Origin of the sequence: Serratia sp. FS14, assembly GCF_000695995.1 — a bacterium.
GTDB lineage: Bacteria > Pseudomonadota > Gammaproteobacteria > Enterobacterales > Enterobacteriaceae > Serratia > Serratia nematodiphila.
This window is the reverse complement of record NZ_CP005927.1, coordinates 1,440,609-1,465,535: the sequence shown is the minus strand read 5'-3', so window position 1 is coordinate 1,465,535 and position 24,927 is coordinate 1,440,609. Positions and strand designations below refer to the sequence as shown.

Here is a 24,927-nt window from a genome sequence, read left to right as displayed (position 1 = left end):
TGCCCGCCCGGCAGGGCAAACAGCCTTAAAATCCGTTGAGTTTGCGGTCTCGCTGCCACTCTTCAGGGGTGTACGCCTTAATAGACAAGGCATGAATGCGGTTGTCCGCAATGTATTCCATCAGCGGCGCGTAAACCGTCTGCTGTTTTTTGACGCGGCTCATGCCGGCGAACAGTTCACCGACCACGATCGCCTGAAAATGGCTACCGTCGCCCGTCACATGTACTTCATCCAGTGCCAATGCCTGCATCAGCACGTCTTTAATCTCGTTGGTTTCCATAGTATCCAGTTCTGCCGCTAAAGGATCATAAACAGCCTAGTATCTTAGTGGAATACGATGTTTTCTTAAACTAAAGAAAAAGCCCCTGCATAACAGGGGCTTTGTATCGTTTTACCACGCAAGAGCGGCCTAAAACGCCGCTAACCGGCGGTATCGACAGGCATTATCGCCTGCAGGTTATAGAGCGCGATCAGCGTTTTCAGGCGCTCGGTAGCGCCGAAAATTTTCAGCGCTACGCCGCGTTGGCGCTGCTCTTCCTGCAGATGCAGCAACAGCGCCAGCCCGGCGGAGTCCACGCGCTGCAGTTGCGCCACGTCGATCGCGGTTTTATCCGCCATCAGCGCGGCGCGCTGCCGCCACAGCGGCTGCAGCGTTTCCCGGTCCAGTTCACCGCGCAGGATCAGCGTCTGCCGCTCTGATTCGAAGCTGAGCGCTGCCGACATCAGTTTTTCTTGTCCAGCGTGATAGGCTGCGCGGCGGCGGCCTGCAACTGCTTGGTCAGGCCGTCGATGCCCTGAGTACGCAGCGTAGACGCCCACTCATTTTGCTTGGTGGTGATCATGCTGACGCCTTCGGCGATCATGTCATACGCCTGCCAGTAGCCGGTTTTGCTGTTCTTGCGCCATTGGAAATCCAGACGCACCGGCGGGCGGCCGCCGTTGTCGATGATGGTGACGCGAATAGCCACGATGTCGGCATTGCCCAGCGGCTGTTCAGGCGCGATCTGGTAAGTCTGGCCGTGATACATCGCCAGCGCCTGGCCGTAAGCCTGCTCCAGGTAAGCCTGGAAGGCGGTGAAGTAAGCTTCGCGCTGCGCAGGCGTTGCCTCTTTGTAGTAACGCCCCAGCACCAGCGCGCCGGCGTATTTCACCTGCACGAACGGCATCAGTTCCTGATGCACGATGGCTCGCAGGTAGTTCGGGTCCTGCTTGATCTTCGGCTGTTCGTTCTTCAAACGGCTGAAAGTCTTCTGCGCCGCTTCTTGCATCATGCTGTAGGGATTGGTTTGGTCGGCTGCGCTCGCCAGCGGTGCAACCACCAGCAGAGCCACCATCAGTAAACGTTTAAACATGCAGGTATCCTCTCTTAATGATTTGGAACAGCGGGTTGCGGTGCGGCGCCGGCAGCCGGCTCAGCGGCCGCGTCTCCCGATTTGGCGCTGTCCTGACCGCCGCTTTTATACAGGAACTGGCCGATCAGGTCTTCCAGAACCATGGCTGATTTGGTGTCCTGAATGGTGCCGCCATCTTTCAGGATGGTGGTGCCCATATCAGGATCTTCAAAGCCCACGTTAAGCGCCAGATATTGCTCGCCCAGCAGGCCGGAGGTGCGGATCGCCAGCGAGCTGGTATCCGGGATTTGGTCGTACTTTTTCTGGATATCCAGCGCTACGCGCGGCGTGTAGGTTTTCGAATCGAGTTCGATGTCCGCCACGCGGCCGATCACCACGCCGCCAATTTTCACCGGCGAACGCGGTTTCAGGCCGCCGATGTTGTCGAACGTCGCGTAAATGCGGTAGGTCGGCTCGCTGCCGATCGATTTAAGGTTCGCCACCTGCAGGCAGATAAACACGATGGCGCACAGCGCGATCAGCATAAATGCCCCAACCCAGATCTCACTCTTCTTCGTTTGCATCGAATCAATTCCCAAACATCAGTGCGGTCAGCACGAAATCCAATCCCAACACCGCCAGTGACGAATGCACCACGGTACGCGTCGTCGCCCGGCTAATCCCTTCAGAGGTAGGCACGGCGTCGTACCCATTGAAAATGGCAATCCAGGTTACGGTAATGGCGAATACCACGCTTTTGATCAGGCAGTTGAGCAGATCTTTTTTCCACTCCACGGCGCCCTGCATCGCCGACCAGAAGAAGCCGCTGTCGATGCCCTTCCAGTCCACGCCGACCACCGAACCGCCCCAAATGCCGATCGCCACGAAGATGATGGTCAGCAGCGGCATGCTGATAAGCCCGGCCCAGAAGCGCGGCGCCACGATGCGCCGCAGCGGATCAACCGCCATCATTTCCAGGCTGGAGATCTGCTCCGTCGCCTTCATCAGGCCGATTTCCGCCGTGAGTGCGGAACCGGCGCGGCCGGCAAACAGCAGCGCCGTGACCACCGGCCCCAGCTCGCGCAGCAGCGACAGCGCCACCATCATGCCAAGGCTGGCCTCGGCGCTGTAGGTGGTGAGCACGATATAGCCCTGCAGGCCCAGCACCATGCCGATAAACAGCCCGGAGACCATGATGATCAGCAGCGACTGCACGCCGACGCTGTAGAGCTGTTTCAACAACAGCGGCCACTGCTTGCCGGGTTCCGGCCGGCCAATCAACGCGTTGAACAGCATCAACCCGGCGCGGCCGAAGCTGGCGCTGGTGTTGATGCCACTGCGCCCCAACGACGCTAACGCTCTTAATAACATGAGCTTATTTACTCCCTAAGCCTAGCAGTTCGGTCTGATAATCCCCGGCCGGATAGCGGAACGGCACCGGCCCATCCGCTATACCATCCAGGAACTGGCGCACGCGCGCATCAGGATTGTTCTGCAATTGCTGTGTGGTGCCTTCGGCGATCACCCGGTTGTCGGCCACGATGTAGGCGTAGTCGGCGATGCTCAGCACCTCCGGCACGTCGTGCGACACCACGATGCAGGTAATGCCCAGCGCATGGTTCAGCTCGTCGATCAGCTTGACCAGCACCCCCATGGTGATCGGATCCTGGCCAACGAAGGGTTCGTCGAACATGATCATCTCAGGGTCCAGCGCGATCGCGCGCGCCAACGCCGCCCGGCGTGCCATGCCGCCCGAAAGCTCATTGGGCATCAGTTGAGCCGCGCCGCGCAGCCCCACCGCTTCCAGCTTCATCAGCACCGTGCTGCGCAACAAAGGCTCCGGCAGATTGCTGTGCTCGCGCAGCGGGTAGGCCACGTTTTCGAATACGGTCAAATCGGTAAACAGCGCGCCCGACTGGAACAGCATGCTCATCTTTTTGCGCGCGTCGTATAACTGACGGCGGGACAACGCGGGAATGTTGTCGCCGTCGAACCAAATCTCCCCGCTGTCCGGCGCCAGCTGGCCGCCGATCAGGCGCAGCAGCGTGGTTTTGCCGATGCCTGATGGCCCCATGATCGCCGTGACCTTACCGCGGGGCACCGTCAGGTTGATGTCTTCAAATATCCGTCGGTCGCCGCGCGAGAAGCTCATGTCGCGCACTTCGACCAAATTATCTGCCTTTTGGAGCATGTTAATGGACCCTTTACGACTCATCTTTTGCTGAATCTACCCGTGATGTTAAAGCAATGGACGCAATCCGTCTCATCTTTACAAAAACTTACTGCCATTTCGCAACCAATGGTGCCATTGGTTTTACTTTTCCGCGCCACCCGGTCAAAATTGGCGCCATAACGAAAAAAACGAAACTGTTCAACTATTAGCCGGGGAAAACCGTTGCTGCGGCTTAAACGCGCGCAACGGAGGGCAAGCAATACCGCCGCATTGACGGCTTTAACCAACGAACCGGGATAATACCCGACAAAGGACCCTGCATGTTTCTCGCGATAGCATTATTAATCGTTGGTTTATTTCTACTGGTGTACGGTGCAGACCGCTTAGTTTATGGTGCTGCCGTGATTTCCCGCTCGCTCGGCGTACCGCCGCTGATCATCGGCATGACCATCGTCGGCATCGGCACCTCGCTGCCGGAGCTGATCGTGTCCACCACCGCCGCGCTGAACGGGCAGATAGATATGGCCGTTGGCAACGTATTAGGTTCCAACATCACCAACATTTTATTGATTCTGGGCGTGGCGGCGCTGATTCACCCGCTGGCCGCGCGCTCTGAGATACTGCGGCGCGAACTGCCGCTGATGTTAGCGGTCACAGTATTATGCGGTTTCGTGTTGATGGACGGCACCCTGAGCAGGCTGGACGGCGTGCTGCTGCTGGCCGCCGCCGCCGGCTTCATCCTGCTGATGCTGAAAATCGCCCGGCTGGCGCAGCGCGAGGGCAGCGACAGCCTGACCATGGAGCAGATCGCCGAGCTGCCGCAGGACAGCAGCAATACCGTGGCGGTGCTGTGGCTGGTGCTGGCGTTTATCATTCTGCCGCTCTCTTCCAGAATGGTGGTCGATAACGCGACGGTGATCGCACACTATTTCGGTCTGAGCGAACTGGTGGTCGGTTTGACCATTATCGCCATCGGTACCAGCCTGCCCGAACTGGCCACCTCCATCGCCGGGGCGCTCAAGGGCGAGGATGATATGGCGATTGGCAATATCATCGGCTCCAATATTTTCAACACGGTGATCGTGCTGGGCGTACCCGCCTTGCTGTCGCCGGGCAGCGTAGACACCGCCGCCTTCCAGCGCGATTACTGGGTGATGCTGGCGGCCAGCGTGCTGCTGAGCGTGCTGTGCATCGGCCGCAAACATCGCATCGGCCACCTGGCGGGCGCGCTGTTATTATGCGGCTTTATTGCGTATCTTGCGGTGCTGTTCTTTAACCCTTTCAGTACTTTCGGCTAAACCGACGGGAATGAGTATGTCGAACATTGAGTTGCAACCGGGCTTCGATTTTCAACAGGCCGGCAAAGAAGTGCTTCAGATAGAGCGTGAAGGGCTGGCTCAGCTCGACAGCTACATCAACGCAGACTTCACCCGCGCCTGCGAAACCATCGCCGCCTGCGGCGGCAAAGTGGTGGTGATGGGCATGGGCAAATCCGGCCACATCGGCTGCAAGATCGCCGCGACCTTCGCCAGCACCGGCACGCCCTCATTCTTCGTTCATCCGGCGGAGGCCAGCCATGGTGATTTGGGCATGGTCACCCCGCAGGACATCGTGCTCGCCATCTCCAACTCCGGCGAGTCCAGCGAGATCCTGGCGCTGATCCCGGTGTTGAAACGCCAACAGATCACCCTCATCTGTATGACTAACAATCCGGAAAGCTCGATGGGTAAAGCGGCGGATATCCACCTGTGCATCAAGGTGCCGCAGGAAGCCTGCCCGCTGGGGCTGGCGCCGACCACCAGCACCACCGCCACGCTGGTGATGGGCGATGCGCTGGCCGTCGCGCTGCTGAAAGCGCGCGGTTTCACGCCGGAAGATTTCGCGCTGTCGCATCCGGGCGGCGCACTCGGCCGCAAACTGCTGCTGCGGGTTAGCGATATCATGCACAGCGGCGATGAAATTCCCCACGTCAGCGCCGACGCCTCGTTGCGCGACGCGTTGCTGGAAATTACCCGCAAAAATCTGGGCCTGACGGTGATCTGCGACGATCTGATGAAAATCGCCGGCATCTTTACCGATGGCGACCTGCGCCGGGTGTTCGACATGGGCATCAACCTGCACGAGGCGAAGATTGCCGATGTCATGACGCCGGGCGGCGTGCGGGTGCGCCCCAACCTCCTGGCGGTCGATGCGCTGAACCTGATGCAACAACGCCACATCACCGCGCTGCTGGTTGCCGATGGCGACCAGTTGCTGGGTGTGGTACATATGCATGACATGCTGCGCGCCGGCGTCGTTTAATTAAGGAATAGAACGGAATGGGTATGGTAGAAACCTGCTACGGGCCGGTAGAACAAGAGGTTATGGCGCGTGCCGGGAACATCCGCCTGTTGATTTGCGACGTTGACGGCGTGCTGTCGGACGGCCTGATCTTCATGGGCAACAACGGTGAAGAACTGAAGGCGTTCAACGTGCGCGACGGCTACGGCATCCGCTGCTTGAAAACCTCAGACATCGAGGTGGCGATCATCACCGGGCGCTCCGCCAAGCTGCTGGAGGACCGCGCGCAGACGCTCGGCATCACCCATCTGTATCAGGGGCAGTCCGATAAGCTTTTGGCCTTCCGCGAACTGTTGGATAAACTGTCGTTAACGGCGGATCAGGTCGCCTATATCGGCGATGACCTGATCGACTGGCCGGTGATGGCACAGGTCGGCCTGGCGGTCGCGGTGGCGGACGCCCATCCGCTGCTGACGCCGCGCGCCCACTACGTCACCCGCATTGCCGGCGGCCGCGGCGCGGTACGCGAACTGTGCGACATCATTCTTTTGGCTCAAAATAAGCTGGAGGACGCCAAAGGGCTGTCGATATGAGTAAAACCAAACTGTGGATCACCATCCTGTTGACGGTGATCGTTCTGGCGCTGATCGGCTGGAACATGACGGACTTCAGCGACGACACGGCCCCTGGCCCGGTCAACGATCAGGATCCGACCTACCAGAGCCAGCACACGGTCACCGTGGTGTACAACCCGGCCGGCAAGCTGAATTACAAACTGGTGGCGGAAGACGCGAAGTATTACACCGCCGGCGAGCTGAGCTGGTTCACCCAGCCGGTGATGACGCTGTTCGATGAGAATGCGGTGGCCACCTGGTCAGTTCGCGCCGATCGCGCCAAACTGACTAAAGACCGAATGCTGTATCTGTATGGTCACGTCGAGGTGAACAGCCTGACCACCACCTCGCAGCTGGAAAAAATTAAGACGGACAACGCTCAGGTAAACCTGGTCACCCAGGACGTCACCTCCGATGACGAAGTCACGCTTTACGGGACCAATTTTACCTCTAACGGCATGAAAATGCGTGGGAACCTGCGGACCAAAACCGCTGAGCTGATTGATAAGGTTAAGACCAACTATGAAATTCAGAACCAAAAACCAACTCCGTAACCTGTTGCTCGGCAGCTTAGTTTTGGCCGCCAGCGCCCCCGCTCTGGCGCTGAAATCCGACTCCAGCCAGCCGGTCAGCATCGACTCGCTCAAGCAGTCGTTGGACATGCAAAGCAACGTCAGCACCTTCACCGACAACGTGGTGATCAAACAGGGCACCATCGATATTCGCGCCGACAAGGTGGTAGTCACCCGCCCGGGCGGAGATCAGAATAAGACCTATATTGAAGCGTTCGGCAACCCGGTAACCTTCTACCAGATGCAGGACAGCGGCAAGCCGGTCAAAGGCCACGCGCAGAAAGTGCGTTACGACGTGGCGACCCAGCTGGTGACCCTGACGGGCAACGCCTATCTGGAGCAGCTCGACAGCAACGTGAAAGGCGATCGCATCACCTATCTGGTGCAACAGCAGCAAATGCAGGCGTTTAGCGATAAAGGCAAACGCGTGACAACGGTTCTGGTACCGTCGCAGTTGCAAGACAAAAACGGGCAAAAAAAGAGTAACTAATCACTTATGGCAACACTCATCGCAGAAAACCTGGCGAAAGCCTACAAGGGCCGTAAAGTTGTCGAAGACGTCAGCCTGAAAGTGAAATCCGGCGAGATCGTCGGCCTGCTCGGCCCGAACGGCGCCGGTAAAACCACCACCTTCTACATGGTGGTCGGCATCGTGCCGCGCGACGCCGGGCGCATCGTGATCGACGAAGAAGACATCAGCCTGCTGCCGCTGCACGCCCGCGCGCGCCGCGGTATTGGTTACCTGCCGCAGGAAGCGTCGATCTTCCGCCGCCTGAGCGTGTACGACAACCTGATGGCGGTGCTGGAGATCCGTCCCGACCTCACCAGCGAACAGCGCGAAGACCGTGCCAAGGAGCTGATGGAAGAGTTCCATATCTCCCATCTGCGCGACAGCCTTGGCCAGGCGTTGTCCGGCGGTGAACGCCGCCGCGTCGAAATCGCCCGCGCGCTGGCGGCCAACCCGAAATTCATTCTGCTGGACGAACCCTTCGCCGGGGTGGATCCGATTTCCGTTATCGACATCAAAAAAATCATCGAGCACCTGCGTGACAGCGGCCTGGGCGTGCTGATCACCGACCACAACGTGCGCGAGACGCTGGACGTATGTGAACGCGCCTACATCGTCAGCCAGGGCAAACTGATTGCCCACGGCACGCCGGATGCTATTCTGGCCGACGAGCAGGTTAAACGCGTTTATCTGGGCGAAGAGTTCCGCCTCTAAGCGCCGGCGTGCCCTGCGGGGCGACACCGTTAACGGAAGTAGACAGAAAACTATGAAGCAAGGTTTGCAACTCAGGCTCAGTCAACAGCTGGCCATGACTCCTCAGCTCCAGCAGGCGATCCGCCTGCTGCAGTTGTCCACGCTTGAGCTTCAGCAAGAGATCCAGCTGGCGCTGGAGAGCAATCCGCTGCTTGAACAGACCGATCTGCACGACGAAATCGACGCCAAAGAAACCCAGGAGACCGAGGGGCTCGATACCCGCGAGGCGCTGGAACAGAAAGACATGCCGGAAGAGCTGCCGCTGGACGCCACCTGGGATGAAATCTATACCGCGGGCACACCGTCCGGCACCGGCACCGACTACAGCGACGACGAGCTGCCGGTCTATCAGGGCGAGACCACCCAAACGCTGCAGGATTACCTGATGTGGCAGGTGGATCTGACGCCGTTTTCCGATACCGACGCCGCCATCGCCACCTCCATCGTCGACGCGGTGGACGACACCGGCTATCTCACCGTGCCGCTGGAAGACATTCTGGAAAGCCTGGGCGACGAAAACGTGACCCTCGAGGAAGTCGAGGCGGTGTTGAAGCGCGTGCAGCGTTTCGATCCGATCGGCGTCGCCGCGCGCGATCTGCGCGATTGCCTGTTGGTGCAGCTCTCCCAATACGCCAAAGACACCCCTTACCTGGCCGAAGCGCGGCTGATCATCAGCGACCATCTGGATCTGCTGGCCAACCACGACTTTCGCAGCCTGATGCGATCAACCCGGCTAAAAGAAGATACACTGAAAGAAGCGATGCTGCTGATTCAGTCGCTCGATCCGCGCCCGGGGCAGTCGATCAATACCGGCGAATCGGAATACGTGATTCCGGACGTGCTGGTGCGCAAGACGCAGAACAAATGGACGGTCGAGCTCAACGGCGACAGCGTGCCGCGTTTGAAGATCAATCAGCAATACGCCGCGCTGGGCAACAGCGCCCGCAGCGAAGCAGACGGCCAGTTCATCCGCAGCAACCTGCAGGAAGCCAAGTGGCTGATTAAAAGCCTGGAGAGCCGCAATGAGACGCTGCTGAAAGTCACCCGCTGCATCGTCGATCAACAGCAGGCGTTCTTCGAGCAAGGCGAAGAGTTTATGAAACCCATGGTGCTGGCGGATATCGCCCAGGCCGTGGAGATGCATGAATCGACGATCTCGCGCGTCACCACGCAGAAGTTTCTGCACAGCCCGCGCGGCATTTTCGAATTGAAATATTTCTTCTCCAGCCACGTGAATACCGACAGCGGCGGCGAAGCCTCCTCGACGGCGATCCGCGCGTTGGTGAAGAAATTGATTGCGGCGGAAAACCCCGCCAAACCACTCAGCGACAGCAAGCTGGCCACCCTGCTCGCCGATCAGGGGATCATCGTGGCGCGGCGCACCGTCGCCAAGTACCGAGAGTCTTTGTCCATCCCGCCGTCGAACCAGCGTAAACAGTTGGTTTGACCTCTATTGAGAAGGAAGACACTATGCAGCTCAACATTACCGGACACCACATCGAAATCACCGATCCGTTGCGCGAGTTCGTGAACAACAAGTTCGCCAAACTCGAACAGTATTTTGATCGCATCAATCAGGTGTATGTTGTATTAAGTGTGGAAAAAGTGCAGCAAATTGCGGAAGCAACGGTGCACGTGAATGGAGGCGAGTTGCACGCCACCTCGGAAGACGAGAATATGTATGCCGCAATTGATACGCTGATCGACAAATTGGCACGTCAATTGAACAAACATAAAGACAAATTGAAGCAACACTGACACCCTAACCCATTCCATGAGGCGGCATCCGTCGCCGCCTCACCCTTCGGCGCGTGACCCGCATGGGTGACGCGCCGAACGGTAATCAGGGTTAAAACCGACGAAAAACCGCCTTGCCGGGTTCGCCCGGCGGCGCGGTTTTAAGTGAAGATGAGATGAACAACGAATATATGCAATTAAGCTCGGTGTTAAACATCGAGTGCACCAAAAGCTCGGTACACTGCACCAGCAAGAAGCGGGCTTTGGAAATTATCAGCGAACTGGCCGCCAAACAGCTCAATCTGCCTTCGCAGGTGGTGTTTGACGCGGTTCTCACCCGGGAGCGCATGGGCAGCACCGGTATCGGCAACGGTATCGCCATTCCCCACGGCAAACTGGAAGAGGACACACTGCGGGCCGTTGGCGTGTTTATCCGTCTCGACCAACCCATCGCTTTCGACGCTATCGACAACCAGCCGGTCGACCTGCTGTTCGCGCTGCTGGTGCCTGCCGATCAGTGCAAAACTCATTTGCATACGCTGTCGCTGGTCGCCAAACGCCTGGCCGACAAAACCGTATGCCGCCGCCTGCGCGCCGCGCAGAGCGACGAAGAACTTTACCAAATCATCACCGAGTGATGCCCGGCCGGCGTGACTTCCAGCCCGGATAACGATACTGTTTTACGATGATGGATCCGGCCACGGCCGGAATAACAAAGTTTAACGGTGGCGATGAACGCCGCCGCGATGCCAGGGGAGTTGCCACATGGTGCTGATGATTGTCAGCGGCCGTTCCGGTTCCGGAAAATCCGTCGCCTTGCGGGCGCTGGAAGACATGGGTTTTTACTGCGTTGACAACCTGCCGGTGGTGCTGCTGCCGCAGCTCGCCAATACGCTGGCGGAACGCAATATCTCCGCAGCAGTCAGCATCGACGTGCGCAACATGCCTGAATCACCGGAAGTGTTCGAATACGCGATGACTCAGCTGCCGGACAGCTTCTCGCCGCAGTTGCTGTTCCTCGACGCCGATCGCAACACGCTGATCCGCCGTTACAGCGACACCCGCCGCCTGCACCCGCTCTCCAGCAAAAACCTGTCGCTGGAAAGCGCCATCGACGAAGAGAGCGATCTGCTCGAACCGCTGCGCTCGCGGGCGGACCTGATTATCGACACCTCGGAAATGTCGGTGCACGAACTGGCCGAAATGCTGCGCACCCGCCTGCTGGGCAAGCGCGAGCGCGAACTGACCATGGTGTTCGAATCCTTCGGCTTCAAACACGGTATCCCGATCGACGCCGACTACGTGTTCGACGTGCGCTTCCTGCCGAACCCGCACTGGGATCCGAAGCTGCGGCCGATGACCGGCCTGGACAAACCGGTGGCGTCGTTCCTCGATCGCCATACCGAAGTACACAACTTCATCTACCAGACCCGCAGCTATCTGGAACAGTGGCTGCCGATGCTGGAAACCAACAACCGCAGCTACCTGACGGTCGCCATTGGCTGTACCGGCGGCAAGCACCGTTCGGTGTACGTGGCGGAACAGCTGGCCGATTACTTCCGCTCGCGCGGCAAGAACGTGCAGTCGCGCCACCGCACGCTGGAAAAGCGCAAACAATGACGGTCAAACAGACGGTTGAAATCAAAAACAAGCTGGGCATGCACGCGCGCCCGGCGATGAAACTGTTCGAACTGGTGCAAAGCTTCGATGCCGAGGTGATGCTGCGCAACGAAAGCGGCACCGAGGCCGAAGCCAGCAGCGTCATCGCGCTGCTGATGCTGGACTCCGCCCAGGGCCGGCATATCGAAGTCGAAGCGACCGGCCCCGACGAAGTCAACGCGCTGGCGGCGGTGGTCGAGCTGTTCAACTCCGGGTTTGATGAAGATTAGTCGCTGAGGGCGCGCCTCTGCGCCCAATCACTCACATGCCCCTCAACTCCGGCTCAGGCAGTCCAGCGCCACCGCTTTGAAGCTGTCGAAGCTGTCGCTGCCCAGCAGGCGGCTCATTGAACGTTCACGCACGAAGGTGACGAACAGCTCGTAGATCGCCATCGCCTCTTCATAATCACTCTTGCTGATCGCCAGCAAGAAAATCACGTGCGCAACCTCACCTTCCCCCCAGGCGACGCCCTGCGGCGCCAGCAGCGTCACCACCACGGTCTTCTTCGCCAGCAGCCCCAGCGAGTGCGGCAGCGCGATGCCCTCGCCCAGCAGCGTGGAAACGATCGCCTCGCGTTCGACCACCGACGGATAAAAATCCGCGCCGACGTACCCTTCTCGCTCCAGCTGGCCGCACACCCGGCTGAACAACTCCGCCTGCGTCAGCGGCTCGTTGATCACCATAAAATGTTCGGCGTCGAAGAACTTCTCCAGCATGTACGGTTTGGTGCGATCCACCAGCACCAATTTGCCCAGTTGTTCCAGCTGATAATCGGTCGGGAACGGCGACATCACCACCACCGGCTTGTTCTTCTCGCCGATGCGGGCGTTGGAAATCACGAAGTCTTCGTCGATGTGCGCGAGCATCTCGTAATCGCGCAGCGAAACGATGCGCGTCATCACCAGCTGCGGATACTTGCGCGCAATCTGCGCCTGGATCATGCGCACCGTCGAGTTGCCGGTGTCGCACACCAGCATCACCTGCGGGTGGCGTTCATAACCGATGTTGTAATGCCGCTCCAGCCCCACGCCGATGTGCAACACCAGATAGCCGATTTCGTTCTCGCTCAGCGTATAAGGCGTGTACTTGCCCCAGCTGGAGACCGCCGCCAGCGTCACGTCGTAAGCCATCGGATAGTGCTGCTTGATGTTGGCCAGCAGCGGATTGGGGATGTTGATCTGGTATTTCACCCGCGTAATCATGGTCTTGATATGGGTGAGCAGATCGGCCCGCAGCTGCTCGTCGCCCTGCAGGTTGTAGTTATAGTGTGCGTTGATGTAGGACAGGATGTAGTCCACCAGCGCTTCTTCATCGTCGGCGTTGATCTCGGTCGGTTGCACGTCCTGCACGCGCCGTGCGGCGATGTTGACCCGCAGATAGGCCTCTTCGGCCATCGAGATCTCTTTGCCGGAGGCCGCGCGCAGCTCCGCCGCCAGACGGGTCGACACCTGACGCACCGCCTCGTCGCCGTCCTCCACCTCGAAGTCCGGCAGCGGATAACCGTCGTTGATGCGCCGCAGCGCCACCGCGCAGTAGAAGATCAGGTACTGCTCGCCCTCGTCGGTCAGGCGAATGGCGTATTGCGACAACAGCGGGTGCAACAATCCGGCGAACGCCGCCACCTGCGGCTGCAACAGGATCTCGTTGTTGAGCAACGGGTTCTCGGCGTCGGCCAACTGCAGCTGGAACAGCAGATCGGTCAGGCAGGCGCGGATCGCCATCTCCGCGCCGAACAGCTTCATGCCGTAGCGCGGCTTGGTTTCGATCGTCAATTGATAGTGCGCCAGACGCTCTCTCACCTCAGCCATGTCGTTTTGCAGCGTGCCGCGGCTGACGAACCATTCGTCGGCCAGATCTTCCAGTTTGAGAGAGAAGGCTGAGGTCAAAAAACGCACCAGCAGATAATGCACCCGCTCCTGCGCGCTGCGCGGGGTGGCCTGTTTGCGGCGCTCCTGATGCTGCAGGGCGCTGAATAGCGCGGCGTTATCGACCTGCAAACGATAGCCGGCCCCGCGGCTATGCACGAAGCGCGCACCGTATTTGTCCAGGATCTCGTTCAGCGCGGTGATATCCGCCCGCACCGTGCGGGTGGACACGGCGAAACGCTTCGCCAGCTCATCCTGCGGCAAAGTCTCGGTTTGCAAAGCATCGAACAAGTAAGCCAAACGCGGGTAAGGAAATCGCACCATTCTGTGTCCGTCAATCAGGCGGCCCACCCGGCGAACCGGGCGGGCCACGGGTTACTTCGCCGGCGGCAGGAACGCCATTTGCGAGGGGCTGCCGATCGGCAGATAGCCGCCCACAAAGCTGAGTTTGCCGTCCGTCGGGTTGACGCTGAAGCGCGTGACGTTATCGCTGCGCTGGTTCAGCGCATACAGATAGCGGCCATCCGGGCTCAGCGCCAGCGAACGCGGATAATCGCCGCGGGTCCAGGTTTCCGCCACCGGTTTCAACTCGCCGCCGGCGCCCACGCTGAACTGGGCAATGCTGTTATGCAGCCGGTTGGCGACGTACAGCGTGTCGCCGTTCTTGCTGAGCGCCAGCCCCGAAGCGAAGCTGGTGCCCTGATAGTCGGCGGGCAGCGCGGAAACCGCATGCAGTTGTTTCAGAGTACCTTTTTGGCGATCAAAACGGTAGCTGGTCAACGTCGAGGCCTCTTCGTTCACCAGCAGCACGGTGTCGCCGTCCGGGTGGAACACAAAATGACGCGGGCCGGCGCCGGCAGAAGAGGCGGCGATCCACGGCGGATCGTTCGGCGTCAGCCGGCCGCTCGCGGCGTCAAAGCGCCATTGGTAGATGCGATCCAACCCCAGATCGGTGGAGAACACGAACTTGCCGCTCGGATCGCTGGCGATCATATGGGCATGCGGGCCATTGTGATCGCTGATGGCGAAGCTGCCGTTCACCGCCGCCGCCGGTTTGGCCGCGCCCGCCGGGCCCTGCTGTTGCTGCACCGAGCTGGCGGCGCTCAGGCTGCCGTCCGCTTCAATCGGGAAAGCCGCCACGCTGCCGCTGACATAGTTCGCCACCAGCAGATGGCGGCCGTCCGGCGTCGGGGTAAGATACACCGGTCCCGCCCCCTGCGAATCTACCTGGTTGAGCTGCGTCAGTGCGCCATCGGCCGGATTGACCCGGTAAGCGGTGATGCCACCGTGTTTGCCGCCGTTGAAGTCGGCCACTTCGCTGGCGACATACAGCGTCTTGCCGTCAACGCTCAGCGTCAGCTGCGCCGGATTCGGCACTTTGCTGACCAGCGTGGCGTGGCTCAACGCGCCGCTGGCCGGATCGACCTGCACCCGGTAAACGCCTTCGCCGTTGGGATTGTAGGTGCCGATATAGGCGAAATGAGATGACGTGGAGTTCATTGCATCCTCAGCATGCAGCGCCGGGCCGGTCACGGCCAGCAGCGCCAGGAACAACGCGGTGCGTCGGGTTGGAACCTGCCAGTTTCGCATAGTAATCCTCAGTATAGGTAAGGCGCGGCATGCCGCGCCACGGGAAAACCTTCGCCTCCCAGCGTTTACCTCATCCCATTACGCGTTCAACCCACCAGCTTTTTGGTCATCGCCAGCAGGGTTTTCACGTCCTGCGGACGCGTGTCGCCGCTGGCGGCGTCGATGATCGAGCTGTAGATATGCGGGATCACGCGTTTCACGCCGGCCGCCAGGGCGATCTCAACGATCGGCTCGTAGTTTTCCAGATCGATGCCGCCGGTCGGCTCCAGCATGAAGTCATGCTCGGCGCAGGCCTTGGCGACGTATTGGTATTCGTCCTTGCACTTCAGGCCGCCCATCGGGAAATACTTGATGGAACTGCCGCCCATGTCCTTCAGCAAAGCGATGGCGGTTTCCACCGGCACGATGCCGTCCGGCGCCGCGGCGCTCAATGGGCCGGTAGAGATCTTCACCCAGCCGACGCGGCCGGTCGGCGACACCAGGCCGTTGACCACGCTGTCGTTCTGGCCCAGCAGCGCGCGGCTGGCGCCGACGCCGGTAAACACCTGGTTAACGTGCTGCGGCTGCACCTGCTGAGCGATCAGGCTGACCATCGCCGACTGCTTCGGATCGCCGGCGCCCAGGCCGACCGACAGCGCGTTTTCAATCAGGCGCGCATAGCGCAGCATGTCGGTCACCGCGCTGTCGACGTCCGGGTAGTTCTTGGAAAGCACGCCCACCAGCACATGGCCTTCCGCCGCCGCGTAAATGTCCTGCGCGTTGGCTTTGGAGCCGGCCAGCACGTTCAGGCAGACGCGGTCGCGATAGTAGTTAGGCTGCAGCTTCATGCTTGTTTCTCCGTAAACAGGTTCTTGATACAGCTAAAGACGGTCATCAGCTGTTGCTCGTCGACGCTGCGCACGTCGACCTCAATCTTGCCCTCGTTGGCCTTGTAGCCGCGGAAGTAGATGGCGATGTCGCCGGTTTTCAGCGCCTGAACGATGTCATAGGTCGACCGCCCCAGCACCGCCTCATCAAAGGTGATCTCGGCGCGGGCGATATCGCGGCCGGCGCTGTCCCAGACGGTTTTGGCGCTGACGCCGGTCAGGGTGTTGAGGCTGTTGAGGAACGGCGTCATCCGCGCCACCATCTGTTGCCCGGTGGTTTTCTCAAGCGTCAGATAGCTTTCAATTGCCTGCGTCAGGCCGAGGATGCCCTCTTTGCCGACCTTCATCGCCCGGCCGATGCCGCCGGACTGGAGCTTCACCCACTCGACGTACTGTTTCTTGCCAATAACCAAGCCGCTGGTCGGCCCCTCGATGGCTTTGGCGCCGCTGTAGATCACCAGATCGGCCCCCATCTGGTAGTAACACATCAGATCTTCTTCCGCCGCGGCGTCGACGATCAGCGGCAGGTTATGTTTACGCGCCACCACCGCCGCCTGTTCGACGGACAGAATGCTTTTCTGTACGCAGTGGTGCGATTTGACGTACAGGATCGCCGCCGTCTGCGGCGTGATGCAGGCTTCAATCTGCTCCGGCGAACATTCATTGGCGTAGCCCGCCTCCACCACCTTGCCGCCGCCCAGCGCCACCATGGTGTCCACCGGCGCGCCGAAGTTGACGTTGTGGCCGCGCGGCAGCACGATCTCGCGCGGCACGGCGATCGGCGCCGAGTGCAGGTTCACCAGCAGATTGGCGTTATCTTTAACGATCACCGCCGCCACTGACTGGGCGATCCCCGCCGAGGCGCAGGAAACGATCACCGCGTCCTCCACGTTGAGCAGATCGGCGATGTAGGCGCCGGTCTTGTTGACCAGATCCTTGATTTCGAAATAGTGGTTCAGGCCGTAATCAACGGCGTCGATCACGTCCTGGCGCGGCGTGGAAACGCCGAGAATGGTCATGCGGCCGGAGGTGTTGATCACCTGCTTCAAACCGTATTTTTCATAAATCGAAGACATGGCTTGCCTCCCCTTGTTCGGTTAATAGGATTTCCCCGGCCACCACCGCGGCCAGCGGCACCAACAGCCGTTCGCCCTCGGCGGTTTGCCCTTCGGCGTCGGCGAACACCTGCGGTTCGCGGCGCAGTTCAAACAGCGTGAAATCGGCGTCATAGCCCGGCTCCAGCCGCCCTTTGCCGCTGAGCTGCAGCGCCGACGCGGCGTTCTCCGTCACGCAGGCGATCACCTGCGGCAGCGTCAGGCCGACGCTGAAGAATTTGGACATCACCGTCGCCAGGCTGTGCACCGGCCCGTTCATGCGGTTGCGGCAGTAAATATCGGAGCTGATGGTGTGCGGCAAAATGCCCAGTTTGATCGCCTGGCGCGCCACCTCGAAGCTGAAGCTGGCGGTGCCGTGCCCCACGTCGAGCAACACGCCGCGCCGCAGCGCGCGCTGGATAGACTCACGCAATGTGCCCGCCGGCGTCAGAATGCGGTTCGGTTTGCCGTTGTAGCAGTGGGTGATGATGTCGCCGCGGGTCAGCAGATCGGCGATGTCGTCCAGATCCGGCGGGTTGTTGCCGATATGCACCATCAGCGGCAGCTGGCGGTTTTCCTGCTGGATCTCTTTGGCCAACACCAGCGGCCGGGTACCGTTTTTCCCCACCACGCTGCTGCTCATGCGCGCCTTGATGCCGATGATGAAACCGGGGTGATTGGCGATGGCCTGGCCGGCCTCACGCTTGTCGATATCCGTCAACTCCGCCAGCTCGTTCTGCCGCAGCAGGCCGATGCGCGAGATGTTGAGGAAGGCGAAAACGTTGGTTTTGGCGCTGCGCGTCAGCTGATAAAAGGCGTCGATATCGTCGGCGCCGGTGCTGCCGGCGTCGACCACGCTGGTGACGCCGCTGGCGACGCCGACCCGATCCGGCTCGTCATGGTAAATCGGCGATTCAGGATAGCAGTGCACGTGCGCGTCGATCCAACCGGCGCTCAGGCGGCAGTTGCCCGCCAGATCCAGCTGGCGAACGGCGCTGACGTCCGCCGCCAGCCGCCCCACCGAGGCTATTTTGCCGTCCTTTACCGCCAGATCGATCAGCGTATCGTCCGCCAGTCTGGCGCCTCTGATTACTAAGTCATACATACCGCATTGCTCCTGTTAGCCCGGGCGCCGCCTCAGCCTCGGGCGGCACCTAGCGCAGGCCTCTTAAGAAATGGCTACCGGGAAGATCGCCCCCAGGATCATCGCGCCGAGGATCGCTCCGCCGGTGATCGGTTTACCCCAGATATAGAACAGCAGCGCGCCGAGCAGCGAACCGATGCCGATCGGGATCGAAGCGGTCATCGCCGACAGGATGATCAACGGCCCGAGGAAACGGCCCGACGAGTTGCCCGCGCCCATCATCACGTCCGCGCCGTAGGTGGAGTTGCTCTGATTGATGGTGAATTTGCGCGCCAGGATGATCACGTAACCGATCGCCAGGCCGATGATCAGACCGGTGGCCAGTGACGCGGCGAAGTTGGCGACCGGGAACACGATGCCGGCCCCCAGCAGCAGCGCCGGTACGCCCAGCCCGACGCCGGTCTGGATCGCGCCGCCGATGTCGAGGATGCCTACCAGCGAGCCTTCGATGATGCGCGCGAACAGGAAGCTGGCGCCGAACGCCGCCACCGCGCCGTACACGCCGGTATCCATCCCCGCCCGCAGCATGGAGACGAAGGCCACTTCGTTAAAGGCGCCGATGCCGTACAGGTAGTACATGTGCGTCCCGGCGAACACGCCGGAGGACAGCAGGCCAACAAAAATCGGGAATGACCAGTCGGCGTACCAGAAGCCTTTTTGGGTTTGCTCTTCCATCATCCCGCTCCTTATTTACCGCTCAGGGTGTTGTGAATGGCGTCCAGCCAGCCCGGCACGCCGAGGCTGAAGGACTCGAGAACTTTCATGTCGAAGCCGCGGAAGAAGCCGCTCAGCACGAACAGCAGCACGATCACCGCCATCATGATCTTGGTGATCTTGTTCCAGCCGCTCTCTTCCACGCCCTTGCCGATCAGAATGCCCAGCACCAGGCCCGGTACGGCGTTGCCCATGATCAGCTGCGCCAGGCCGCCGAAGATGGTGCCCCAGAAGCCGGAACGGCGCCCGGCGTCGATCGCCGCCAGCCAGAAGATCACCGGCATCACGGTGTTCACCAGCAGGTTGGCCGCCGGCACCAGCACCTTGATCGCGGTGACCTGCAGCGCGGCAGGCACGGCGGAAGCGGTGGTATTGAGGAACGCCACCACCAACATGCCGATGATGCCGCAGGCGATAGCCATTTTTTTCGGATCGTGCAGCGTTTGCGTCAGATTGCGGTTTTTGACCATCAAAGCCGCCGCGCCCCAGTGCGGGATGATGCGGTGATCGACGTCCTGCGTGAAGGAGCCCGCCGCCACGGAAGACGCCCAGGCGTTGAAGAAGAAGCCCAGACCGAATGAGAAGTGGGAAGCCGGATCGCCCTCGCAGGAGTTCAGCTCGCCCAGGGTGCGAAACGCTCCCATGCCCTGTGTTGTCGGCGCGTGGAACATGCGTGCGGCGCCGGCCCCTACGCCGACCCCCACCAGCCCACCGATAATAATCGATTTAAATAAGATGATTAAAAACATCAGTATACCCTTTCATTTATGCTAACGTTTTTATTTCGTGACGAAGACAACCTTCTCGGTATTGATAATGGTTACGTTCACGGTTATTTCCAGAGAAACGGCATAGCTCTTTCTTTCACGCGGCAAAAAGAAGAAAAGAAATTTCTCTTTAGTTATTTTCTCTTCCGCCTTCACTACGCTGACGTCCTGCGGCTCGATGCGCAGCAGAATATTGTTGGTGGACTTTAATACCGCGCCCTGCACATTAGCCAAGGCGGAAGCAAAAGCTTTCGCTTTGCTGTCGCCTTTACCCTCCACCTTTACCGATGTGGTATATTGCTCTTTCATTATGGGTTGCCATGTTTTTTGACGTAGGCTTCCACCAGTTTCTGGCCCAGCTCTTCTTTATCCATAAAGCCGAAACCCAGCACGTTGCAGCCTTCGTTAATTGCCGTCACGCCCTCTTCCACCGAACGCATGCCGTATTTGGCTTTGTAGCCGTATTTGGTTTGCGCGGTAATCGCACCGGCGCCGCCGCTGCCGCAAAAAGAAATGCCCAGCTGCGCGTTTTCCGCTTTCATGACGTCGCCCAGCTTCATATCCGCCGCCACGCCGGGGATAACCACCGCTTTTCCGCCTGCGTTTTCAACGCCCTGGCCGACTTTTTGCCCTTTGCCCAAACGATCGCCGATCACTACGGTAATTTGACCCATGGTATATTCTCCTGATTGAAATCGATGCGTTAACCGCTATGCGTTATTATCTTTCGCCACTTCGAAGTGCACGGACAGCAAATAGGCCTCTTCGATAGGCAATGTGCCAAACTGATCCACCACGCGCTCCGCCATTTGCATGGACTCGGCGGAAATTTCGTCGAACAATGATTTATCCACCTCCGGCAACGGCTCACCGGTTATTGAGCGCAGCACCATGGCGCGAATATGCGATTCCAGCATCTGTTGCTGCACCGCATTGGTATAAATATTCTCAGCATTCAGCATCGCGGTAATATCCGCCAGCACCCGAGCGGTGATCTCACCGGCTTCGCTGATATCGGATTGTTCAATTTCTTTTATCGAAGCAGATCCATCATTCACTTTTCAGTACCCCTAGATCCCACATTAATCAGTAAGCCGTAAAGCGCATCACCTTAATAACCCGCTTTCTGTGATGTCTTTACCCTACCCCCGGTAAGATTTTCTGTGGAGACCGGTTTTTTCCAGTTCGAAGTGGAAATCGAATGACGCGCGGAGATCCATTTCGCAAAACGGCGCTACGGCGAAAAAGTAAATGAGATAACAATTACATAACCCGGCTAACGGTTTTTTTGCCTCGATTGACGATAAAAGCCTTCGTGATCGGGATCTCTTTCTTTTCTCGCCCCAACCGCCTACTATCAATGGGACAAATCGACATTACCCACACCCCCGCTCCTCTGGCGCGGGGGTGTTGCTTTGTGTTGTTTTTCCGAATTTATGGGCGCACAGACTGGCGCCCTTTGATTTGACTGGAGAGTGGAATGACCAAACCCATCATTACTATTAATGAGCTGGATGCGGAACGCCTGGATGCGCTATTGGAACAACCGGCCTTTGCCAACACCGACGTCGCCGCCGCGCTGAACGACGAGTTGGATCGCGCGGAAATCCTGCCGCCGGAGAAAATGCCGGCCAACGTGGTGACCATGAACAGCCGCGTGCGTTTTCGCGATCTGCACACCGATGAAGAGCATGTGCGCACGCTGGTCTACCCAGCTTCGCTGAAAGACAGCCACGATCAGCTGTCGGTGATGGCGCCGCTGGGCGCAGCGCTGCTCGGCATGCACGTCGGCAAGCAGATCTCCTGGCAATTGCCGAACGGTGAAGAAGCGCGGATTGAAGTGCTGGAATTGCTGTACCAGCCGGAAGCGGCGGGCGAATACCACCGTTAAGCGGTTTTCAGGGCGGCATCCGGCCGCCCTTTCTGTCTCAGAGGCAGATAGCGATCAGCACGGCGATCAGCAGCAGCACGTAGATTTTGGCATGCAGCGCATCGCTCACCTTCGGCAAACAGCGCCTGGCAAACACGATCCCCGCAATCCCCGCCGCCACCAGCAGCCCCAGAATGTTCAGATTGACGTAACCCAGATACTGCGGCCCGCTCATCTCGCGCCACCCCAACACGATATACATCAGCGCCCCGATCACCGCCACCGGGATCGACAGCGGGTTGGCGGCGCTGACGCAATATTTCATGTCGTAACCATGGCGACGCAGCAGCGGCACGGTCATCACGCTGCCGCCCACCCCCAGCAGCGTGGCGATGCCGCCGATCAACGGCCCGCCGCCCCACAACGTGGCGGGAGACAGTTCGGCGCGCGCCGGTTTGATCAGGAAGCCCCGGCGGAACAGACAGTCGGCGATGGTCACCGTCATATAGACCACAAACAGCCAGCGGATCACGCCGTCCGCCAGCAGCGAGGAGGCGAACGCGCCCAGCGCCGCGCCGATGCCGATGAAAAAGATCAGCGGTACGATGGTTTCTCGCAGCAGGTTGCCGCTGCGCCAGTTGGTCAGGGTGGCATAACTCGCGTTGAGGATCATCACCGCTGTCGAGGTCGCTACAGCAATATGCATCGCCTGGCCGGGCTGCTCGCCCGAGGCGGAGATCAGGTGATAGACAAAAGGCACCACCACAAAACCGCCGCCGAAGCCGAACAGAATGGTGGTGATGCCGGTCAGAAAACCGGCACCCAGTACAATCAACGTTTCAATCATGGCCGTGCGCCCGCACGAAGTCGTCGAACCCGGCGCAGAACTGCCCCGCCAGCGGATGGAAACGATCGCCGACGAACAGCCCCAGATACTGATCGCGCACGGCGTCGTGATCCACCAGCTCAATGCCCGCCTGTTCCGCCCGCGCCAGCGTCTGTGCGTCCGGGAAGCCCCAATAGCGCGAATCACCCTGCTTTTCCGCCGCTATCGCTTCGCGCCGTTCCGCCCGCATGAGCTGGCGCGCCAGGAAGGTGCCGCTTTGCACGCCCAGCAACATCATGTTTTCCAGGAACGAAAGATCGTGACGCAGCTCGGCGGGCAGACGGGCGAGCACCGGGCCGGCGTCCCAGTGCTCATCCATTTCATGCAGCGTCACCGCACAGCTCTTGTCACCGTTCATCATTGCGCGGAATAGCGTCATCACCCCGCGATAGCGCGGCAAGTCGCCGGGGTGCAGGTTCCACAGCAGCTTGCCGCGTCGGCTGAAGGCGCGCACATAGTCGGCGGAGAATTTCTGATAGCAGCGCAGGGAGATCACCGCGTCCATATGCTCCAGGCTGCTGATAAACGTGGCGTCATTGATGTCGAGAACGCGATGCGCTTTGACCCCGGCGGCGGCCAGGAACAGGGCCGGCGGTTGATAGGCACCCTCACAGGCGGCGGCGTTGCGGCCAACGAACGGGAACACAAAATCGTTCAGCACCTCGCGCTCGTACAGCCCCAGACGGCGAACCGCTGGCTCTTGGGTGCGGCCGCCGCTTTTCGCCAGGGGGAAATACACCGTAAAAGCACACTCGCCTTTCAGGGCGGCGATCAGATCCTGACACACCAGCCAGGAGAAAATGTCGTTGCCGACAAAGAGCGCTACGTTTTTCATACTTCAGCCTTCTTTGCATTGAAAATAGGGTTGTTGAACACGATTTTGCTGATATCCCGCGTGATGGATTCCATCGCCGAGGTGTAAAAAAGATCGCCCTTGGCGGGCGCGCCGAGCGAGTAAATATGCTGCTCACGGCCGCGTCGGTCGGCGATTTTCAGCGTATGCGGGTTGCACTTCACGCCGCCGAACAGGTTCTCTTGCACCAGCCCGTCTTGCAGCAGCTGCTGGCTCAGGCGGTTGGGCGGCAGTTGATAGGAAGGCGTGGTGCAGTTGAACAGATACTGCGCGTGCACCCGCGTCTCATGGCAACGAAGGATAAACCCGTCCGTTGCCTTGCTGATATCCACCAGGCCGCCGCAGGCGCGCAGGCGTTGGCTCTCCAGCGCCGCCACGATCTTGTAGGCATTCTTGATCGGCATGGCGTGCCGATTGCGCATCCAGGAGGAGTTGTAAAAGCGCATGAAGACCTGCCGGTTGTTGGCATCCATCTTGACCCAGGCGGCGCACACCGCCGGGTGGATCGCCGCCAGATAGCTGCAGATATGCTCCCTGGCAAAGCGCGCGCGATCGAGGCTGTCCGCCAGATCGCGGTAGCAATCGCGCCTTTCCCCCAGCGCCGAGAGCACCGTCAGCCGCTCCGGCCCCGGATAGTGGCGCGCCAGCGCGGCGTTGATCGCATGCACCAGCTGATGCGCGTCAATAAAATCGCGGCCGGCGACAAAGCGCCGCAGCGCCTCAACAAACGCCTCCGGCGGCGGACGCATCAGCGCCGGCTGCACGCTGGGGAACAGGCCCGAGCGCGACAGGGCGCAGATGTCGGTCGCTCCCAGCCGCTCCATCAGTTCAACGATGGCGTCAATCGCCGTCAGGCTGCAGCCGATCACGCCGATGCTCGAATAAGGGTTGATCGGCGGCAGATCCTGATGAGCCTGATAAGCGATCACCCCATCCACCGGGTAAAGGCATTCCGGCGGGTTGTGCCCCGAACACAGCACCAGCGCGTTCATCTGCTCGGCGCCGCCGCAGGCGGTGGTCAGCCGATAGCCGGCTTCGTGCGGCGCGATGGCATTCACTTCGGCGGTCACGAAATTCAGCGCTACGTTACTGTCCGCCGCCATATATATCGTCATGTCGCGAATAAAATCGAGATATTCCCGATACAGCCAGCGCGGCGGATAACGATCCTGGCAAAACTGCGGAAAATGCATGGCGATCCAATCAACGAAGTGTGCTTCGTCGAAAATATCCGCCGACATATTTTCCGGCGTCATATTTAATATATGGCTGTCAAAATCGCTGCTGTATGCCATACCGCCTTTAAATCCCTGCTTGTCGAAAACCGTCAGGGAAAGCGGCCTTTTGCAATGATTAACCGACTTATTTTTTATAAAGTTATAGGCAAAAGAGATGCCAGCGGCCCCGCCGCCAATCACACCGAACTTATACATGAAATATCACCTTATAGTCATTGAACTGCGCTAAGAACTATTGCTTCAGGTGTTGGAATAAAATGACGCTTTATTCCTTATTAACTTCTTGTATTGCGAGAACGAGAACCTTCGTCCCACCCTGGTGTGAAGACTTGTACGGGTTTCATGGCCGATAAAATAACGGCGCCCCGAACAAGCGTTATTTTTCTGCCCCGATAGTAGGGCGAGCGTCGCTG

At 59.6% G+C, this 24,927-nt stretch carries 31 protein-coding genes; 12 read left to right on the top strand and 19 right to left on the bottom strand.

Going from position 1 to position 24,927, the window contains the following annotated elements; genetic code table 11:
* Window positions 1-25: 25 nt before the first annotated feature.
* The 6 genes from ibaG to mlaF form a co-directional block, all read right to left on the bottom strand.
* The gene (ibaG, locus tag L085_RS06735) at window positions 26-280 is read right to left on the bottom strand and encodes a BolA family iron metabolism protein IbaG (protein WP_004937066.1); all 255 of its coding nucleotides are present in this window, start codon (window positions 278-280) and stop codon (window positions 26-28) included.
* 140 nt (window positions 281-420) lie between these two features.
* Window positions 421-723, bottom strand: a complete 303-nt coding sequence (gene mlaB, locus L085_RS06730; protein WP_004937064.1) for a lipid asymmetry maintenance protein MlaB — start codon at window positions 721-723, stop codon at window positions 421-423.
* Window positions 723-1,352 carry a phospholipid-binding protein MlaC gene (gene mlaC, locus L085_RS06725; RefSeq protein ID WP_004937063.1) on the bottom strand — a complete coding sequence of 210 codons (630 nt, stop codon included), beginning with the start codon at window positions 1,350-1,352 and terminating at the stop codon, window positions 723-725. Before mlaC ends, mlaB begins: the two co-directional genes overlap by 1 nt.
* 14 nt (window positions 1,353-1,366) lie before the next feature.
* The gene (gene mlaD, locus L085_RS06720; RefSeq protein WP_004937061.1) at window positions 1,367-1,915 is read right to left on the bottom strand and encodes an outer membrane lipid asymmetry maintenance protein MlaD; all 549 of its coding nucleotides are present in this window, start codon (window positions 1,913-1,915) and stop codon (window positions 1,367-1,369) included.
* 4 nt (window positions 1,916-1,919) lie between these two features.
* Window positions 1,920-2,702: a lipid asymmetry maintenance ABC transporter permease subunit MlaE gene (mlaE, locus tag L085_RS06715; protein WP_004937059.1), complete on the bottom strand. Its 783-nt coding sequence runs from the start codon at window positions 2,700-2,702 to the stop codon at window positions 1,920-1,922.
* Between the two features lie 4 nt (window positions 2,703-2,706).
* Entirely contained in the window at window positions 2,707-3,522 is an 816-nt protein-coding gene (mlaF, locus tag L085_RS06710; protein ID WP_004937055.1) for a phospholipid ABC transporter ATP-binding protein MlaF, read from the bottom strand.
* Window positions 3,523-3,824: 302 nt separating this feature from the next.
* Here mlaF and L085_RS06705 point away from each other — a divergent pair, with 302 nt between their 5' ends.
* The 11 genes from L085_RS06705 (at window position 3,825) to npr (ending at window position 11,857) form a co-directional block, all read left to right on the top strand.
* Window positions 3,825-4,802 carry a calcium/sodium antiporter gene (locus L085_RS06705; RefSeq protein ID WP_004937053.1) on the top strand — a complete coding sequence of 326 codons (978 nt, stop codon included), beginning with the start codon at window positions 3,825-3,827 and terminating at the stop codon, window positions 4,800-4,802.
* Between the two features lie 16 nt (window positions 4,803-4,818).
* Window positions 4,819-5,805 (top strand): arabinose-5-phosphate isomerase KdsD, encoded by a 987-nt coding sequence (gene kdsD, locus L085_RS06700; protein ID WP_033632015.1) that lies wholly within the window; start codon window positions 4,819-4,821, stop codon window positions 5,803-5,805.
* Window positions 5,806-5,822: 17 nt separating this feature from the next.
* Window positions 5,823-6,377, top strand: coding sequence for a 3-deoxy-manno-octulosonate-8-phosphatase KdsC (kdsC, locus tag L085_RS06695; protein ID WP_021505108.1), 555 nt, complete (start codon window positions 5,823-5,825; stop codon window positions 6,375-6,377).
* Window positions 6,374-6,952, top strand: coding sequence for an LPS export ABC transporter periplasmic protein LptC (lptC, locus tag L085_RS06690; RefSeq protein WP_004937047.1), 579 nt, complete (start codon window positions 6,374-6,376; stop codon window positions 6,950-6,952). Before kdsC ends, lptC begins: the two co-directional genes overlap by 4 nt.
* Window positions 6,921-7,460, top strand: coding sequence for a lipopolysaccharide ABC transporter substrate-binding protein LptA (lptA, locus tag L085_RS06685; RefSeq protein ID WP_025304377.1), 540 nt, complete (start codon window positions 6,921-6,923; stop codon window positions 7,458-7,460). The genes lptC and lptA overlap by 32 nt, the downstream gene beginning before the upstream one ends.
* A gap of 6 nt (window positions 7,461-7,466) precedes the next feature.
* A complete protein-coding gene (gene lptB, locus L085_RS06680) occupies window positions 7,467-8,192 on the top strand; it encodes an LPS export ABC transporter ATP-binding protein (protein WP_004937040.1) in 726 nt (241 codons plus the stop codon).
* Window positions 8,193-8,244: 52 nt separating this feature from the next.
* Entirely contained in the window at window positions 8,245-9,678 is a 1,434-nt protein-coding gene (rpoN, locus tag L085_RS06675) for an RNA polymerase factor sigma-54 (protein WP_021505109.1), read from the top strand.
* Between the two features lie 23 nt (window positions 9,679-9,701).
* Window positions 9,702-9,989, top strand: a complete 288-nt coding sequence (gene hpf, locus L085_RS06670) for a ribosome hibernation promoting factor (protein ID WP_004937038.1) — start codon at window positions 9,702-9,704, stop codon at window positions 9,987-9,989.
* A 155-nt stretch (window positions 9,990-10,144) separates the two neighbouring features.
* Window positions 10,145-10,606, top strand: a complete 462-nt coding sequence (gene ptsN / locus L085_RS06665) for a PTS IIA-like nitrogen regulatory protein PtsN (RefSeq protein WP_016930212.1) — start codon at window positions 10,145-10,147, stop codon at window positions 10,604-10,606.
* Window positions 10,607-10,733: 127 nt separating this feature from the next.
* On the top strand, window positions 10,734-11,588 hold the full coding sequence (rapZ, locus tag L085_RS06660; RefSeq protein WP_015379177.1) for an RNase adapter RapZ: 855 nt from the start codon (window positions 10,734-10,736) through the stop codon (window positions 11,586-11,588).
* A complete protein-coding gene (npr, locus tag L085_RS06655; RefSeq protein ID WP_004937034.1) occupies window positions 11,585-11,857 on the top strand; it encodes a PTS phosphocarrier protein NPr in 273 nt (90 codons plus the stop codon). Before rapZ ends, npr begins: the two co-directional genes overlap by 4 nt.
* A gap of 42 nt (window positions 11,858-11,899) precedes the next feature.
* Here npr and L085_RS06650 read toward each other — a convergent pair whose 3' ends face one another.
* The 10 genes from L085_RS06650 to L085_RS06605 all read right to left on the bottom strand — a co-directional run bounded on the left by L085_RS06650 (window position 11,900) and on the right by L085_RS06605 (window position 20,725).
* Window positions 11,900-13,816, bottom strand: a complete 1,917-nt coding sequence (locus L085_RS06650; RefSeq protein ID WP_044030379.1) for a PRD domain-containing protein — start codon at window positions 13,814-13,816, stop codon at window positions 11,900-11,902.
* A 51-nt stretch (window positions 13,817-13,867) separates the two neighbouring features.
* Window positions 13,868-15,082: a lactonase family protein gene (locus L085_RS06645; protein ID WP_044030378.1), complete on the bottom strand. Its 1,215-nt coding sequence runs from the start codon at window positions 15,080-15,082 to the stop codon at window positions 13,868-13,870.
* Between the two features lie 86 nt (window positions 15,083-15,168).
* Entirely contained in the window at window positions 15,169-15,909 is a 741-nt protein-coding gene (locus L085_RS06640) for a KDGP aldolase family protein (RefSeq protein WP_033648993.1), read from the bottom strand.
* The gene (locus L085_RS06635) at window positions 15,906-17,024 is read right to left on the bottom strand and encodes a DgaE family pyridoxal phosphate-dependent ammonia lyase (protein ID WP_021505110.1); all 1,119 of its coding nucleotides are present in this window, start codon (window positions 17,022-17,024) and stop codon (window positions 15,906-15,908) included. The genes L085_RS06640 and L085_RS06635 overlap by 4 nt, the downstream gene beginning before the upstream one ends.
* Entirely contained in the window at window positions 17,008-18,147 is a 1,140-nt protein-coding gene (locus L085_RS06630; RefSeq protein ID WP_004937015.1) for an amidohydrolase/deacetylase family metallohydrolase, read from the bottom strand. The genes L085_RS06635 and L085_RS06630 overlap by 17 nt, the downstream gene beginning before the upstream one ends.
* 63 nt (window positions 18,148-18,210) lie before the next feature.
* Window positions 18,211-18,861 (bottom strand): DUF4310 family protein, encoded by a 651-nt coding sequence (locus L085_RS06625; RefSeq protein WP_004937013.1) that lies wholly within the window; start codon window positions 18,859-18,861, stop codon window positions 18,211-18,213.
* An 11-nt stretch (window positions 18,862-18,872) separates the two neighbouring features.
* Window positions 18,873-19,649: a DUF4311 domain-containing protein gene (locus L085_RS06620; protein ID WP_044030375.1), complete on the bottom strand. Its 777-nt coding sequence runs from the start codon at window positions 19,647-19,649 to the stop codon at window positions 18,873-18,875.
* Window positions 19,650-19,679: 30 nt separating this feature from the next.
* Window positions 19,680-19,976, bottom strand: a complete 297-nt coding sequence (locus L085_RS06615; protein ID WP_004937003.1) for a DUF4312 family protein — start codon at window positions 19,974-19,976, stop codon at window positions 19,680-19,682.
* Window positions 19,976-20,341 (bottom strand): glycine-rich SFCGS family protein, encoded by a 366-nt coding sequence (locus L085_RS06610; RefSeq protein WP_004937000.1) that lies wholly within the window; start codon window positions 20,339-20,341, stop codon window positions 19,976-19,978. The genes L085_RS06615 and L085_RS06610 overlap by 1 nt, the downstream gene beginning before the upstream one ends.
* A 36-nt stretch (window positions 20,342-20,377) precedes the next feature.
* On the bottom strand, window positions 20,378-20,725 hold the full coding sequence (locus tag L085_RS06605) for a glycine dehydrogenase (RefSeq protein ID WP_021505112.1): 348 nt from the start codon (window positions 20,723-20,725) through the stop codon (window positions 20,378-20,380).
* A gap of 422 nt (window positions 20,726-21,147) precedes the next feature.
* Between L085_RS06605 and rnk the strand changes: the two genes are divergently transcribed.
* Window positions 21,148-21,558, top strand: a complete 411-nt coding sequence (rnk, locus tag L085_RS06600) for a nucleoside diphosphate kinase regulator (RefSeq protein WP_004936993.1) — start codon at window positions 21,148-21,150, stop codon at window positions 21,556-21,558.
* Window positions 21,559-21,595: 37 nt separating this feature from the next.
* Here rnk and L085_RS06595 read toward each other — a convergent pair whose 3' ends face one another.
* Genes L085_RS06595 through L085_RS06585 form a run of 3 tightly spaced genes read right to left on the bottom strand, consistent with a single transcriptional unit; the run spans window position 21,596 to window position 24,709 of the window.
* Window positions 21,596-22,384 (bottom strand): sulfite exporter TauE/SafE family protein, encoded by a 789-nt coding sequence (locus L085_RS06595; protein ID WP_015379182.1) that lies wholly within the window; start codon window positions 22,382-22,384, stop codon window positions 21,596-21,598.
* The gene (locus tag L085_RS06590; protein WP_044030374.1) at window positions 22,377-23,258 is read right to left on the bottom strand and encodes a formyltransferase family protein; all 882 of its coding nucleotides are present in this window, start codon (window positions 23,256-23,258) and stop codon (window positions 22,377-22,379) included. Before L085_RS06590 ends, L085_RS06595 begins: the two co-directional genes overlap by 8 nt.
* The gene (locus L085_RS06585) at window positions 23,255-24,709 is read right to left on the bottom strand and encodes an FAD/NAD(P)-binding protein (RefSeq protein WP_044030373.1); all 1,455 of its coding nucleotides are present in this window, start codon (window positions 24,707-24,709) and stop codon (window positions 23,255-23,257) included. Before L085_RS06585 ends, L085_RS06590 begins: the two co-directional genes overlap by 4 nt.
* Window positions 24,710-24,927 lie beyond the last annotated feature (218 nt).